This window comes from Chelatococcus sp. HY11 (genome assembly GCF_018398335.1).
Classification (GTDB): Bacteria; Pseudomonadota; Alphaproteobacteria; order Rhizobiales; family Beijerinckiaceae; genus Chelatococcus.
The window spans coordinates 2,304,518-2,318,456 of sequence record NZ_JAHBRX010000001.1 but is presented as its reverse complement, the minus strand read 5'-3'; the positions used below and the strand labels follow the sequence as shown (position 1 = coordinate 2,318,456).

The following is a 13,939-nucleotide window of genomic DNA, read 5'->3' as shown; positions in this document are numbered from 1 at the left end:
CGGGCTTCAAAGGAAGAGGGGAGGGGGCGGCGGCCAAGCCAGCCCCCGGAAGAGGATGGGCCCGGCCGTTTCCGCGACCGGGCCCATTTTGTGACAGCCGTCGCGGAACGATCACCGCACAGCCCTTTGCGCGGACGCGGCAGGAAGGGGCGGAGAGAGGGGCGGCAAGCTGAAGGCGAGCGCCTCTTCATGCGCGCGCCAATGGCCGTAGGCATCAGCCAGGCCGACGTCGAGGCCGATGCGCGGGGTCCAGCCGAGATCTCTGAGGCGTGTCGTGTCGAGCAATTTGCGTGGCGCGCCATCCGGCTTCGATGGATCGAAAGCGAATGAGCCGGTGTAGCCGACAACCTCGGCGATGGCGCCGGCGAGCTCCTGGATGGTCACTTCCATGCCTGAGCCAATATTGATCGGTTCCGGCGCCTCATAGGCCTTCAGCAGGAAGATGCAGGCATCGGCGAGATCGTCGACGTGAAGGAACTCGCGTCGCGGCGCACCCGAGCCCCAGATCTCGACAACAGGCTTTCCCGTTTCCCTGGCTTCATGAATCTTGCGCATCAGCGCGGGGATGACATGCGAACTCGTCAAGTCGAAATTGTCGTTCGGCCCGTAGAGATTTGTCGGCATGGCGGTGATGAAGCGGCAGCCATACTCGCGCGCATAGGCCTCGGCGAGTTTGAGGCCGGCGATCTTGGCGACGGCATAGGCTTCATTGGTTGGTTCGAGGGCGCCGGTGAGCAGGGCGGTCTCCGCGATGGGCTGCGCGGCGAGCTTCGGATAGATGCAGCTTGATCCGAGGTAGAGCAGCTTGCTCACGCCTGCGCGCCGGGCGGCGGATATGACATTCGCGCCGATCATGAGGTTGTCATAGAGAAACTCGGCAGGGAATGTCGCATTGGCGACGATCCCGCCTACGCGCGCGGCGGCGACGAGAACGATGTCCGGGCGCCTCTTGAGCATCCAGTCTTCCACATCGGCCTGACGGGTGAGGTCGAGCTCCGTGCGATCAACCGTCAGGAGCTTGCAGTCCTCCCGGGCGAGGCGCCGCGTCAGCGCCGATCCGACCATGCCCCTGTGACCGGCGACGAAAATGCGCCGGCCGGATAACGCCATGGCATCGCCGTGGGGATGCATGATGTCGCTTGGTGTGTCTCGATGCGAAAAGCCACTGTCTGCTGCGGTCATTGCGCTGCCTCCGTGGTATCATACCCAGGCCGCGATGGTGCGCCGCTACTCCGGATGCCGCGTACCATCGTCGCTGCATAGCTTAGGGCGACGCATGGTCCGCTTCACCTTGCCCGAAGGTGGCAAAGGGCTTCCAGCCAATTGCCACCCCTTCCGCCAAGGGCGTGGCTGAGGGGCAGGCCTTTGCAGGACGGTGGATCATGTCATCGCCGAAAGGCGGTATCCGCGGGAGGGCCGGCTCTCCGAAAGATAACTCGGACGAAACCGCCGGCCGGTTGATGATGGCGCGGGGCGGCATGCCGCCGCAGCGCTGTTATTGCCCGCTCAACGGGGCATGAGGAGGAACTCGGCCATGGCGATCGTCGATATCATCGTGCCTTGCTATCGCTACGGCAATTTCCTGGAGCGGTGCGTCGCGAGTATTGTCGATCAGGGGTTGGACGATATTCGTATCCTCATCATTGACGATGCTTCGCCGGACGACAGCGCTGCTGTCGCTGAGGCGATCGCCTGGCGCGACCGGCGTGTCACGGTCATCATCCATCCGGTCAATCAGGGCCATATCGCCACCTACAACGAGGGGATCGACTGGGTCGAATCCCCTTACATGCTGCTCCTCAGCGCTGATGATCTCCTCGCCCCCGGCGCTCTGAAACGCGCGATCGCGATCATGGAAGCCAATCCGAAGGTGGTCTTGACCTATGGGGGCTGGAGTGAGCTCCCCTCCGGCGCTGACCATCGGCCGTTGTGGTCGGCGCTCGCGGCGCAGGGAAGCGACCGGATCCATGGCTGGCGCGTCGAGCCCGGAGAGCGCTTCATCCGGAAAGCCTGCTCCACGGCCCTCAACCCCGTCGTGACCGTCACGGCCATCCTGCGCAGCGCGACACAAAAGGCCGTTGGGCCCTATCGGGCGGAGCTGACGCATTCCGGCGACATGGAGATGTGGTTGCGGTTCGCCATGCATGGCGATGTCGCTGAAACACATGCGGTCCAGGGCATTCGCGGCGTCCATGGCGAGAACATGTCGCTGCACGCCGATGATGTGCTGTTGCGGGATTGCGAGCAGAGGGAGCTCGCCTTCGAGACCTTCTTCGCGGGGGCGGGCGCTTCGCTGCCGGATGCGCCGCGCCTGCGGGCACTCGCCTTGCGCCACCTCGCCGAACAGGCCTTCTGGACCGGCCAGGCGCAGCGCTGGCGTGGCAACCCCGCGAGCGGGCGTGACCTCGTGCGTTTCGCCTGCCGTCTGCGACCATCGCTGCTGGTGGCGCCCCCTGTGGGGCATCTCCTGCGCTCGCCGCAGGCAAGTCGCCGGTTGGCGGCACTTTTCAGCGAGACGGGATGGGCGAGGGCGCTGCCGTTCAGAACGGCGGCAAAAGCCGGGCGCTCGCCTTCGCCGCAATGAGCCGCAGCCGGCCGATGCCGCGCCGGAAGTTGCGATGCAGCGCGGAGGGGCTGTCGCGGTAGGCGACGAGGCTTTCGTCCAGATTGACGAAGCGGTTGTGCCCCGCGCGCATCATCCGTATCCAGAGATCATAGTCCTCCGGCAGGCCGCGCATCGCGCGGTATCCCCCAACGGCCCGCACGCTGTCCCGGTTCAGGATGACGCCCGTGTGGTTCATGAACCAGTAGCCGGCCGAATGCACGACATGGGCGCGGGTGACCTTGCGGGGATGATGGGTCGTGAAATGGCTCTCCCCGAAGGCCGTGAACTGGCAGCCGAGCACGTCGGGAGCCGGTTGCCCGTCGAGGTGATCGCAGAAGGCCGCCAGGAGACCGGGATCCGCCACATCATCGGAATCGAGCTTGAGCGCGAAGGGCGTGGGGCAGGCCTCGAGGGCGCGGTTCATCGTGGGCCCGAGCGAGATATTGCGCGGGTTGTAGAGCACATCGATCAGCAGGCTGTCGTCGATCGCGGCGAGATAAGCGCGGGTGTCCAGGCGGTCGCTGCCGTCATCGATCAAGAGGATGTAGGCGGGGCGCATCGTCTGCGCCAAAAGAGAATCCAGCGCGACATGAAGCATCGCGGGATCGGTGTTGTAGACCGGCACAATGGCCGTCACCATGTCCGCGACAGGCCGGCCCGCGATACTCGCCTCGGTCTTGCGGAGGTAATCCCCCAGGCTATCGGCCAGAGGGCGCCCCTCGGGAAAATGCGCAAGCTGGCGCGTCCGATCGATGGTGATTGTCGGAAAAGGCTCGACCAGGGCTGACACATGACACCTCCATGGAAACGAAGCGCCAGAGCCTGTGCTCCGAGTTGTTGAAAGAGGGCGGCGTCCAAGGCACGTCTAGTCCGTGAGCTGGTTCAGCCTGACCGGAAGCCGCTCCAGGCGTGTGCGCATGGCGCCAACGATGGCCCTTGGGGACGGCAGCAGGTCCATGAGGGGGTGCCGCATGGCGGACAACGCGGCCAGCCAGCCGATCGCGCTGCCGGCGACGGCGCCCACCAGGGCAAGAGCGCCAGGGTGCGGCGTGAAGCCATTGGCGACCGCGATGGCAAGGGGGGCCACGCTGGCGCCCGCCGTCACGATGGCGCTCCGTGTGAGTTTTTCGATGAGGGCGCCCCAGGGGAAGGGCACATGTCTGCGGATCACGATGAAGCTGACGGCCATCTGTAGGGGGCCGGTGACGAAGAGGCTCGCGGCAACCGCGTCGAGGCCGTGGAATGCTGCGAGCGTGACGACGAGAGCTGATGGCGGCAGCACGATGAGGCTTGCCGTCAACGTATCCCTGATGCGTCCGACCGCAACCAGGACGGGATAGGTCAGGAAGGCCGCGAACAGCGAGAGGGAGCCGAGCGCCAAGAGCCTGACGACGGGGGCCGCTCCCATCCACGCCGGGCCGAGCACTATGGCGACGACCGGCTCGGCCAGGATCGCGAGGCCAACGAGGAACGGCCATTGCACGGCGGTTGCGAGCGCGATGCCGTGGAGATAGGCGCCGGAAAGTTCGCCGCCCGCCCGCACCTCGCGGGCAAAGGCGGGCAGCAGCACGGGCTGCAAGGCCGAGAGCAGGGAGCGTTCCGGCATCTGCACGAGCATGGTCGCGCGGCTGAAAAGACCCACGGCGTCGAAGCCGAGAATGCGCGCGAGCACCAGCTGCGGCCAGGCCAGATACAGGTTGTTGATGACAGCCGTGGCGCTGGCGTATCCCCCAAAGGCAAAGACATGCCGCCAGTCGGCCAGGCCGGGCCGGAAGGTCGTCATGACGGGGCGGAACGCCAGCGCGGCGGCCAGGATCGCGACCGCCGACGCCACATAGGCCAGGGCAAGGCTACGGTAGCCGAAGCCCGCCGTGGCAAGGCCGATGGCGGCCCCGCCGTTCACGCAGGCGCCGATGGTGTTGATGAGCGCGATCCTGTCGAAGGCCATCTCGCGGCGCAGGAGCGACAGGATCGGGTTGATGAAGGCGCCAAGCATGAAGCCCGCCGCGGCGATCCTCAGCACGACGGCCAGCCGCGCGTCGCCGTAGAAGGTCGCGATGGGCTGAGCCGTCACGAGCACAAGCCCGATGACCAAGGCGGAGAGGGCGAAGGTCACGGTGAACGTCGTCCGCACTCCCTCCGCCGTGATCGCCTGGGCCTGGATCAGATAGGAGCTCGCCCCGAAATCGCGCAGGATCTCTCCCAGCAGGATGATGGTACCGCCGATGACGAAGACACCGATCTCGTCGGGACTGACGAGTCGGGCCAGCGCCGCCGTCATCCCGAGGTTGATCAGGCTCGTGGCATAGCGCTCGATGAATGAGAAGGCGAATGAGCGGCGCAGACCTGTCATCGACCACCTGAGGATAAGACGCGGTATCAGAGCCTACGCCATGTCACCCGCGTGCTGACCTCATCCGAAGGTGGAGCCCAGGCTACGAAAAAGGAGGGATGGGGGGCGACGGGTGTGGCGATGGCCGCTGCCCTTTGGCGGGCCAATACCTCCGACGGCAGCAGTCGCGGCCCGACGTGTCACCTGAAATCCTGAATCGCCGCGATCGGGGCGTTCGTTAACATTGGATGAACGCCAGATTGGCGCCAATCAAACTGCCCCCGGGTACCGTTGAAATAACGGACATGCCCGGAACAATCGGGCTGCGGAGTTCGAGATGCCGCTGCACGCCACACATCTGATGAACGCCTTCCTCCTGGCTATCGTTTTGATCCTGCTGCTCAGGGCGGTCGCTTGGCCGCTCGGGCTGATCGACAAGCCGGATAGCCGCAAGCAGCATCATGGCGGTGTGCCGGTTGTTGGCGGCATCGCCATGTTCCTCGCCCTGCTTCTCACAGCTTGTCTGGTCGACGGGCTTCTTGAGACGCGCTGGCCGCTGCTGGCGGGACTGGCGATCCTGGTTGGCCTCGGCGTCATGGACGACCGTTTCAACCTGCGCGCCCCGCTGCGTCTCGCGGTGCAGATTACGGCCGCCCTGATCATCGTCGCGCCCGGCAGCCATCTCATCACGGATCTCGGCGATGTCATCGGGTTCGGTCTCGGAGCGAGCCCCGGAGGCGAGCGGGCGCTGGAGCTTGGCATCTTCGCCATGCCGTTCACGCTCATTTTCATGGTCGGCGTGATCAACGCCCTCAACATGATCGACGGTCTGGACGGCCTCGCCGGCGGTGTCGCGGCGTCGGCCTTCTTCTGGCTGGCGGTGGCCGGCGCCTTCTCGGACGCGGGCAGCGCCACGCTTCCGCTCCTGCTGCTATGTGTGACGGCGGGATTTCTGCTGTTCAATCTGCGCCATCCCTGGCAGGCCCGCGCGCGGGTCTTCATGGGCGACGCGGGCTCTACCATGCTCGGCGCGAGCATCGCGTTTCTGACGATCGACGCCGCCACCGGCCCGGCCCGTCTGGCGCCGCTGCCGGCTTGGCTCTGGCTCTGTGCTTTGCCGGCTATCGATACACTGAGCCTGATCGTTCGGCGCCTTATGGTCGGGCAAAGCCCGATGGCAAGCGATCGTCGCCACCTGCATCACCTTCTCCTGGAGGCGGGGCTTTCGGCACGTGCTGCCACGACCACGATCGTCATGGTGTCGTTCCTGCTCGGCGGTATCGGCATGCTGGGCGTGTGGCTCGGCATGTCCACACATGTGATGGTTCTCGGCCTTGTCCTGGTAGTGGGCCTGCACGTGTTCTTCGTCGGCCACCACGAGCACCGTGTGGCGCGGCGCAACGCCGGGGCGGCCACTCCGGCGGCGGATCCGGTGATGTCATCGCAGCCTGTGCGAAAGCGTCTGTCATGAAACTCGCCTATTTCGGCTTCCCGCATCGTGGCGGCACCTACACGGTCTACCGGCTCCTGCGCGACGAGCTCGCGCCGTTCGGGACGGAGCTCTGCTGGATAGGCACCGGCGAGGCTGCGCATCGCGCGATCCGCGACCCTGCCTTCGCGGCGGAACTGGCCCATGGCTTCGTCACGGGCATGGCCACTGATGGCGAGCAGGCGCAAGCCCGCGCGCTTGTCAACGCGCTGGAGGCGGGCGGTTTCGACGGCGTGATCGTCAGCGTGCTCGCGGACAGGGCGCAGACCAACGCCATGCGCTATCTCGCGGCGCCGATGCTTCGCATCATGATCGTGCACAATATCACCCCCGCGACCTATGCCGCCGCGCGTGCCATCCGTGATCACGTCCATGCAACTGTCGGCGTGTCGCCGCGCATTCGGGACGATCTCGTCAGATCCTACGGTTTCGACGACAGGCACACGGTGGCCATTCCCAATGGCACGGATCTCGCTGAACATCTGCCCGCGGTGCGCCCATTCGTGGCGCATGCGCCGCTGCGGCTTTTGTCGCTGGGGCGGATCGAGGATGTCGCCAAGGGTGTGTTCTGGCTGCCGCAGATCCTTGAAGCACTTCCGGCTGACATCACCTTGACGATCGCCGGCACCGGCCCCGACGCCGAGCGCCTGCGCGCGCTCGCGATGCCCCTGGGAGCGCGCGTCCGTTTCACCGGCGAAGTAGGGCCCGATGCTGTGGACGCCTTGATGAAGACCCATGATATTCTGCTCGCGCCATCGCGTTTCGAAGGCTTCATGATCACCGCGGTGGAGGCCATGGCGCGCGGTTGCGTGCCTGTCGTCGCGCGGATCCATGGGGTCACCGATTCCATCATCACGGATGGTGCCGACGGCCTCCTGTTCCCGGTGGGGGACTGGCGCGCCGCCGTTGCGGGGATCCTGTGTCTCGAAAGGGATCGTCCGTTGCTGCATCGACTGGCCGCCGCCGGATGTTGGACGGCCCATGAACGGTTCCGTGCCGATCTGATGGCGTCACGTTATCACACGCTGATCCGCCGGCTGGCCCATGATCGCCCTCCCATCGCGAAGCCCCTGTCTTTCGATCACTGGCGCATGGCGGGCGGACTGAGGCCCGGCCTGCGCAGCTATCTGCCGTCGCCGATCAAGAATGTTCTGCGCGTCCTGCGCGAGCGGGCCGTGTCATGATGAGCGCCCGGCACATCCTTCAAGGCCAAGACTCGCGCCCGCTCAGGGCGAGCGGCGCCTACCGGCCGAGCCCGCACAGCCGCACCAACAAGATCGCGCGGCTGGCCTGGGGTTGTGTGTGGTTCCTGTTGTTCCGGCCAAGCCCCAAGCCGTTCCATGCCTGGCGGCGGATGCTGCTCAGATTGTTCGGCGCCGAGATCGGCCCCGGCGCCGTCATCCATGCATCAGTGCGCATCTGGGCGCCCTGGAACCTCACGATGGGCACCTGCGCCAGCCTCAGCCATCGCGTCGACTGCTATGCGGTTGATCTGATTTCAGTCGGCGACTATGCAACGGTGAGCCAGTACAGCTTCCTATGCGCGGCGAGCCATGACATCGACGCGCCCGACATGCCGCTCGTGACGGCGCCCATCGTCATAGGTGCCCACGCCTGGATCGCGGCCGATGCCTTTGTCGGGCCAGGCGTGACCATCGGTGAGGGGGCGGTGGTGGGAGCGCGGGCCTCGGCTTTCCGCCCGGTGCCCCCGTGGACCGTGGTCGCCGGCAACCCCGCGCGAGCCATCCGCATGCGACGTCCCGCCGTGGCAGTCACTCACGCGGGTCATCGGAGCGCCGAGCGCAGGGGACAAGCGACATGAGCATTTCTGTTCTCATCCTGACTTTGAACGAGGAAAACATCCTGCCGTCATGTCTCGCGTCTGTTGCGTGGAGCGATGATGTCGTGGTGCTCGATTCCTTCAGCACGGATCGCACCGTCGAGATCGCGAAAGCGGCGGGGGCGCGGGTCTATCAACGCGCCTATGACAATGAGCACACGCAGCATACTTACGGGCTGAAGGAAATACCCTTCAAGTATCCATGGGTTTACATTCCCGACGCGGATGAAATCACCCCGCCGGACCTGCGTGATGAGATGCTGGCGGCGGTGGCCGACCCGGACTGCCCGGAAGCGGGGTTCCGCGTGCGCTTCAAGGTCATCTTCATGGGCCAGTGGCTCAAGCACAGCAGCCTCTATCCCACCTGGGTCATGCGCCTCGTCAGGCCGGAAAAGGCGCATTTCGAGCGCGAGATCAATTCGGTCTGCGTCGTCGATGGGCCTGTTGGCCGGCTCAAGGGACACTTCACCCACTATAGCTTCAACAAGGGGCTCAATGCCTGGTACGAGAAGCACAATCGCTACTCGTGGCATGAAGCGCGCGAATCCCTGATGAGCCTTGAGCGGGGCAGCTTCCGGATGAGCGATCTCTTCAGCAGGGAGGCGCCGCGCCGCCGCCGCGCGATGAAGGAATTGTCCTTCCGCCTGCCTTGCCGGCCGACCTTGCGGTTTCTTTACATGTACTTTGTCAGGCGCGGATTTCTCGACGGTTGGGCAGGTTATGTCTACTGCCGTCTGCTCGTCGCCTACGAATACATGATCGTGATCAAGATCGCGGAGATCCGCCGACGGCGCCAAGGCCTGCCAGTATGAACCGGCTTGCCTGTATGAGGGATTGCACGGGCCTTTCGAGCGAAGTGGAGTTTACTGGAAATGCTCTAGGGTCAATCGACAATCAGCGTTCCCAGCTGTCATGGCCGGGCTTGTCCCGGCCATCCCGATTGAGCGAGGCGGCTTTCCTATCGGGATCACCGGGACAAGCCCGGTGATGACGGTTGTATCGCGTGGGGAGCGCTGCATGTCGATCGAACCTGGTGTCAACGCGCCGACGGGCCGAGGGGATGCTTTGATGCAGCAGAATCCGGTTCCTCCGCGTCCCGCGTTCGCGTGGTTCTCGGCAGGCCCGCTACGCTGGCGGCCAGTTCTGTCCCCGGATCGGCCGAGCTTACGCGGTCGCTCGGGCTTTTCGCCGGGTACGGGTCTCCTTGTCGCCGCGCTTGTCGTGACCGCGATGATCGCAGCTCCGGCCTTTGGGCTGTTGGCGGCCGAGCGATTGCTGACCGTGCGTTCCGATGCCGGCCGGGCCGACGCTATTGTGGTGCTGGGCGGGGACGGCCCGCGACGCGCCTATCGGGGCGCATCGCTCTATCGTGCTGGCGTTGCGCCACAGGTGATCATAGCGGGCGATGGCGACTGCCAGTTCATCCGGCAGATGATGATCGATCGCGGAGTTCCTCCGGGCGTGATCCAGATGGAATGTCACTCGCGCAATACCTGGGAAAACGCCGTCTTCTCCGTTCCCATGCTGATCCAGGCCAGGGTGCGCCGGGCTGTCATCGTCACGAGCTGGTTCCACAGCAGGCGCGCGCTTGCTTGTTTTCGGGCGGTGGCGCCGCGGGTGGCCTTCGTGTCGTCGCCTGTCGAGCCGGAATGGCCATCCTGGCGTCTCGTGGAGGATCCCGATAGCGGCCGCATCCTCCTCGAATACGTGAAGGTCGCCTGGTACATGCTGCGCTATGGCGTTGATATCGCGGGATTCGACGACGTCGATGCGTGGGAGGAGCTGTCATGAGCGCCTATAGCGAGGCCGGATGGCTATGGGACAACTGGATGTGGACCGCGATTGTCGCGGTCATCACCATTGCCATGCTGCTGTCGGCGATGACCCGTCCGGGCAAGATCTATGAATTTCCCTTCCTGGCAGCGGCCATAACCTTCGCCTTCATTCTCCCGCAACTGCCCGGCCTCGCAACGGATCGCTTCCTGCCGGCGGGTGGCTATGCGAAGGCAATTGCTTTCACGGGGCTCTGTCTGGCCATGTGTCAGATGGGCTGGTGGGCCTGCCGCAGGCCCATGCGGCTCCTCGACTGGACCTTCGACGAGCGCAGGCTGCTGATAGCGGCTGGCGTCTTGTCCCTCATGGGCGCGTCCTTCTATATCCAGCTGAGCCGGCTGCCGCGCGATGTGACGGTGGGCACCACGATCAGCGGGTTGCCCGTGGTGTACCTGTTCTTTTCGCGGATGTTGACCTATGGCCTGGCGCTGGGCCTCATCTGCCTCGCGCGACGCCCCTCGGCATGGGCATGGGCCATCGTGCTGGGTGGAAGCCTCCTCTATCTCGATCGCATCATCATCACCGGCAAACGCGGTGAGGCCATGGAGTTCCTGATGCTGATCGCATTGGCGCTATGGTTCCACCGGGGCTGGGCGGCGCCGCGCTTCCTGATGTTGACAGGGCTGGTGGCGGGAACCTTGCTGCTGGGATCGACCCATGATTATCGCGAGCTGACGCGGAGCGAAGGTATTCCGGATGTCGCGTCCCTCGCTCAGATCGATATCGTTGAGAATTTCGATCAGATTCTCGAAAGAGGCGGGCCGGAAATGCACAATGCGGTCCTGCGTATCGCGGCCACCGACCGCAGCAGTGACTTCGATTATGGTGCGTTTCACTGGAACATGCTGGTCTATACCTTCGTTCCCGCCCAGCTCGTCGGCCAGGCCTTGAAGGGCGCGCTGATGATCGACGTGGATCAGCGTTATGATCGGGAGTATGATCCACTGCTTGGAAGTACCGAGACAGGCATGGCTGATGCCTTCGCTTCCTTCTGGTACTTCGGCGCCCTCAAGTTCTTCCTGATCGCCTTTGCCATGCGCGCGGTCTACCGCGCCGCGATGGGCGGCAGCACCGGAGCGGAGATCGTCTATCTCCTGTCGGTCGTGCCGGCGATGCACACCTTTTCCCATTTCACGCAGTGGATCGTGTCCGCCTGGGTGCAACTGGCGATCTTCCTCCTGCCGGCCTTGCTCTATGCACGCCAGCGGTGGGATGAAGTCCTGAGGGATGAAATTTCGCCCGCTGCGCCGAGGGATCACCAGACATCGATGCAGTCTGGTCTGTCGCCACCCCTGCAGATCCATTGATAGACGGCGGAAAATTCCTGCGCCACGGCTGGCCAGCTGAAATGCTGGGCGACCAGCGCGCGGCCGGCGTTGCCCATGGCCGCGAGCCGCGTCGGCGGCCATGCGGCAAGATCGGCAAGGCTTGCGGTCAAGCTGTCGACATCGGGCATCACCGCGACGGCGGCGCCGTGGGAAACGCCTTCCGGCAGGTTGCATTGCGGCGTCATCAGTACCGGCAGGCCGTGTTGCCAGGCTTCCAGGATCGCCATTGGCAGCCCCTCGCTGACCGAGGGCAGAATGAAGGCATCTGAGGCGTCGAAGGTTGCTTCTTTCGCCGCGTCGTGCTGCGGGCCGATGAAATGCACACTGGCGCCGAGCGCGAGATTGGCCGCTAGAGACCGAAGGCCGGCCACGTAGCTGTCGGCTCCCCAGCCGGCGAGCGCGAGATGCCAGGCCGAAGCCCTGGTCCCAGCCCGCTGCTTGAACGCGCTCCAGGCGCGGATGAGGTTCGTCAGCCCCTTCTTCGGCGTCAACCGCCCGAGAAAGAGGAGCACGCGCGCATCGGCCGGCAGCGCCACGCGCCAGGCCGGGCGTGCCACAGCGTCGCCCGTCAGGGGCGAAACGCCATTGCGGATCACACAGACTGGATTGCGCAGGCCGAAGGCGCGGATCGCCTCCAGCTCCGGGTCGCAAAGCGCGTGGATGCAGGCGGCATGGGTGAGATGCGCGCGCTCATAGAGGCGCGTCGCGATTTCCTTTTTCCAGCCACTGTTGGCGAGCGCCCAGGGGTCCAGCATGCCGTGCGGGCTGACGACGTAAGGCGCGTGCCGCGCGGCCCCCCACCGGCGTGCGGCGACCGAAGGGTACATCCACAAACCATGGACATGGAGAACATCGAGATCGGCGGCGGCCATCGCGGTGGACAATCCGCGCGCGTAGCCGAAGCCGCGCGGCCCCGTGGTCCTGGACAGCTTGACGTCCAATGCGCCCCAGCCGCTGAGATCGAGGCTGCCGTCATGATCGGCGAGGGAGAAAATTTCCACGTGGTGGGACAGCGCGGGCGCCTGCAAGGCGAGCCCAAGTGCCTGGACGCAAGCCGCGACGCCGCCCGCCGTCGGTGCGACCGAGCCAAGCAGCATCCCCGCTTTCAGCGGCCTGGAAGGCGCGGGCAGCGGTACGGCCCTAGCCGGGGATGCGGTCGTCAGCGCGTCGATTGATGGCATGCTCATGGTCGTTCTCGGGATGTGAGATGCGCGTCGTGGAGCGCACGGGCCTGGGCGAGCGCCGATCGGAGGCGCCGTCCGTAATGGGCGAGATCGTGCTCGGTGGCCCGCAGGCGGGCGGCGCGCGACATCTCCTGGCGCAGGCGTGGATTGCCGGCGAGGTTCAGCAACGCGGTGACGATCGCATCCACATCCCGGATCGGCACGACATGCCCCTCCAGATTGTCGCGTACGACGCTGCCGGCATTCGGGGTGGTCACGACGGGCAGTCCCGCCGCCAGCGCCTCATAGGTCGCGGTGGCGGAGCCTTCGCAGATCGAGGGAAGCAGGAAAACATCCGCCCAGGCGTAGTGGCTCTGGATTTCGGCGCGCGGAACCGCCCCCGGGAGCTCGACCTCACGGGCGAGCGCCTGTCTGGCGGCGGGGGCAAGCGCACAGGGGCCGACCATGCGGAAGGTCATGCGCCCCTTGAGCTGCCTTGCGGCCTCTAGCACATAGGGCGAGCCTTTTCGCAAACCTATACCTCCCACCGTGAGCACACGCAGAGGCCCGCCGTGAGGCGTGCGCGGGGGCAAGGCGAAGCGCTGATCAACGCCGTAGGGAACAACGACGGTCCGTGCGCTGTCGCCACCGGTGGCGATCACAGCGTCGCGCACGAAGGCGGAGCCGCAGATCACCAGATCCGCAACGCGCCATTCCGCGATTTCCTGGGCGGCGAATTGCGGGGCGAGGCGGTTCGCGGAGCCCGGCGCCTGCCAGTCGGGAAAGCGTGTTTCCTCTTCCGCGATAAGCCGTTCGACGATGCCGCGCGGCGCGATGATCTGTTCCACGGCGGTCCAGAGGCCAGCCGCGCGGGCGGCCTTGAGAACATCGAGACTTTCGCCGGAGAACGTGTAAAGCCCGGCCGCCTCGCCGAAACCATGGGCGGCGACGCGGCGCGCCAGCGCCCGCCCGCCCCACAGCGCGGCCGCCGTCTCGCGCTCGGGCGTCCGTGCCCCAAGGCGCCGGAGCGACAGGGCGAGGCCGAAGCCCGGAAAGGTCGTTAGCCGGCGCGGATCGATATCGTCCGGCACACGCCCGGTGAGGCGCCGCACCGCGCCCGGCAGAAGGCGGCGAGGCAGGCGGCCGACGAGGCGCGGCCACCCCTGGACCGCGGTGACGTCAGTATAGAGCCGCGCGAGTTCTCCCTGCGCGGCCAGCATGCGCGGCACGGCATAATGCATCCGCGCGCCGAGCTGGACGACGGCGACGGGCCCGAGCCGCTCGCGCGGGCCGCCCTGCCTCGCACCATTGAGGCTCTCCTGCAGACGTTGCATCGCCGGCCATTCGCC

12 protein-coding genes are annotated in these 13,939 nt (G+C 65.7%); 7 read left to right on the top strand and 5 right to left on the bottom strand.

All coding sequences use genetic code 11. The features are described from left to right. Positions 1-111: 111 nt before the first annotated feature. A complete protein-coding gene (locus KIO74_RS10590; protein WP_283772156.1) occupies positions 112-1,131 on the bottom strand; it encodes a GDP-L-fucose synthase family protein in 1,020 nt (339 codons plus the stop codon). Positions 1,132-1,534: 403 nt separating this feature from the next. Between KIO74_RS10590 and KIO74_RS10585 the strand changes: the two genes are divergently transcribed. Continuing rightward, positions 1,535-2,584 (top strand): glycosyltransferase family 2 protein, encoded by a 1,050-nt coding sequence (locus tag KIO74_RS10585; protein WP_213331956.1) that lies wholly within the window; start codon positions 1,535-1,537, stop codon positions 2,582-2,584. Here KIO74_RS10585 and KIO74_RS10580 read toward each other — a convergent pair. Continuing rightward, complete coding sequence (locus tag KIO74_RS10580) at positions 2,541-3,395, bottom strand: glycosyltransferase (protein WP_213331955.1); 855 nt, start codon at positions 3,393-3,395, stop codon at positions 2,541-2,543. The genes KIO74_RS10585 and KIO74_RS10580 overlap by 44 nt on opposite strands. Positions 3,396-3,470: 75 nt before the next feature. Continuing rightward, positions 3,471-4,958, bottom strand: coding sequence for a lipopolysaccharide biosynthesis protein (locus KIO74_RS10575; RefSeq protein ID WP_213331954.1), 1,488 nt, complete (start codon positions 4,956-4,958; stop codon positions 3,471-3,473). Between the two features lie 316 nt (positions 4,959-5,274). Between KIO74_RS10575 and KIO74_RS10570 the strand changes: the two genes are divergently transcribed. The 6 genes from KIO74_RS10570 (at position 5,275) to KIO74_RS10545 (ending at position 11,406) form a co-directional block, all read left to right on the top strand. Beyond that, positions 5,275-6,408 carry an MraY family glycosyltransferase gene (locus tag KIO74_RS10570; RefSeq protein ID WP_213331953.1) on the top strand — a complete coding sequence of 378 codons (1,134 nt, stop codon included), beginning with the start codon at positions 5,275-5,277 and terminating at the stop codon, positions 6,406-6,408. Continuing rightward, positions 6,405-7,610 carry a glycosyltransferase family 4 protein gene (locus KIO74_RS10565; protein WP_213331952.1) on the top strand — a complete coding sequence of 402 codons (1,206 nt, stop codon included), beginning with the start codon at positions 6,405-6,407 and terminating at the stop codon, positions 7,608-7,610. The genes KIO74_RS10570 and KIO74_RS10565 overlap by 4 nt, the downstream gene beginning before the upstream one ends. Further along, positions 7,607-8,248, top strand: a complete 642-nt coding sequence (locus tag KIO74_RS10560; RefSeq protein WP_249730943.1) for an LbetaH domain-containing protein — start codon at positions 7,607-7,609, stop codon at positions 8,246-8,248. The genes KIO74_RS10565 and KIO74_RS10560 overlap by 4 nt, the downstream gene beginning before the upstream one ends. Further along, a complete protein-coding gene (locus KIO74_RS10555) occupies positions 8,245-9,078 on the top strand; it encodes a glycosyltransferase family 2 protein (protein WP_213331951.1) in 834 nt (277 codons plus the stop codon). The genes KIO74_RS10560 and KIO74_RS10555 overlap by 4 nt, the downstream gene beginning before the upstream one ends. 205 nt (positions 9,079-9,283) lie before the next feature. Beyond that, positions 9,284-10,057 carry a YdcF family protein gene (locus tag KIO74_RS10550; protein ID WP_213331950.1) on the top strand — a complete coding sequence of 258 codons (774 nt, stop codon included), beginning with the start codon at positions 9,284-9,286 and terminating at the stop codon, positions 10,055-10,057. Further along, on the top strand, positions 10,054-11,406 hold the full coding sequence (locus KIO74_RS10545) for an O-antigen polymerase (protein WP_213331949.1): 1,353 nt from the start codon (positions 10,054-10,056) through the stop codon (positions 11,404-11,406). Before KIO74_RS10550 ends, KIO74_RS10545 begins: the two co-directional genes overlap by 4 nt. On the opposite strand, the gene KIO74_RS10540 is transcribed toward KIO74_RS10545, so the two are convergent. Together KIO74_RS10540 and KIO74_RS10535 are read right to left on the bottom strand one after the other, a co-directional pair. Next, positions 11,355-12,614: a glycosyltransferase gene (locus tag KIO74_RS10540; protein ID WP_213331948.1), complete on the bottom strand. Its 1,260-nt coding sequence runs from the start codon at positions 12,612-12,614 to the stop codon at positions 11,355-11,357. The genes KIO74_RS10545 and KIO74_RS10540 overlap by 52 nt on opposite strands. Further along, the gene (locus KIO74_RS10535; protein ID WP_249730942.1) at positions 12,611-13,924 is read right to left on the bottom strand and encodes a glycosyltransferase family 4 protein; all 1,314 of its coding nucleotides are present in this window, start codon (positions 13,922-13,924) and stop codon (positions 12,611-12,613) included. Before KIO74_RS10535 ends, KIO74_RS10540 begins: the two co-directional genes overlap by 4 nt. Between the last annotated feature and the right edge of the window lie 15 nt (positions 13,925-13,939).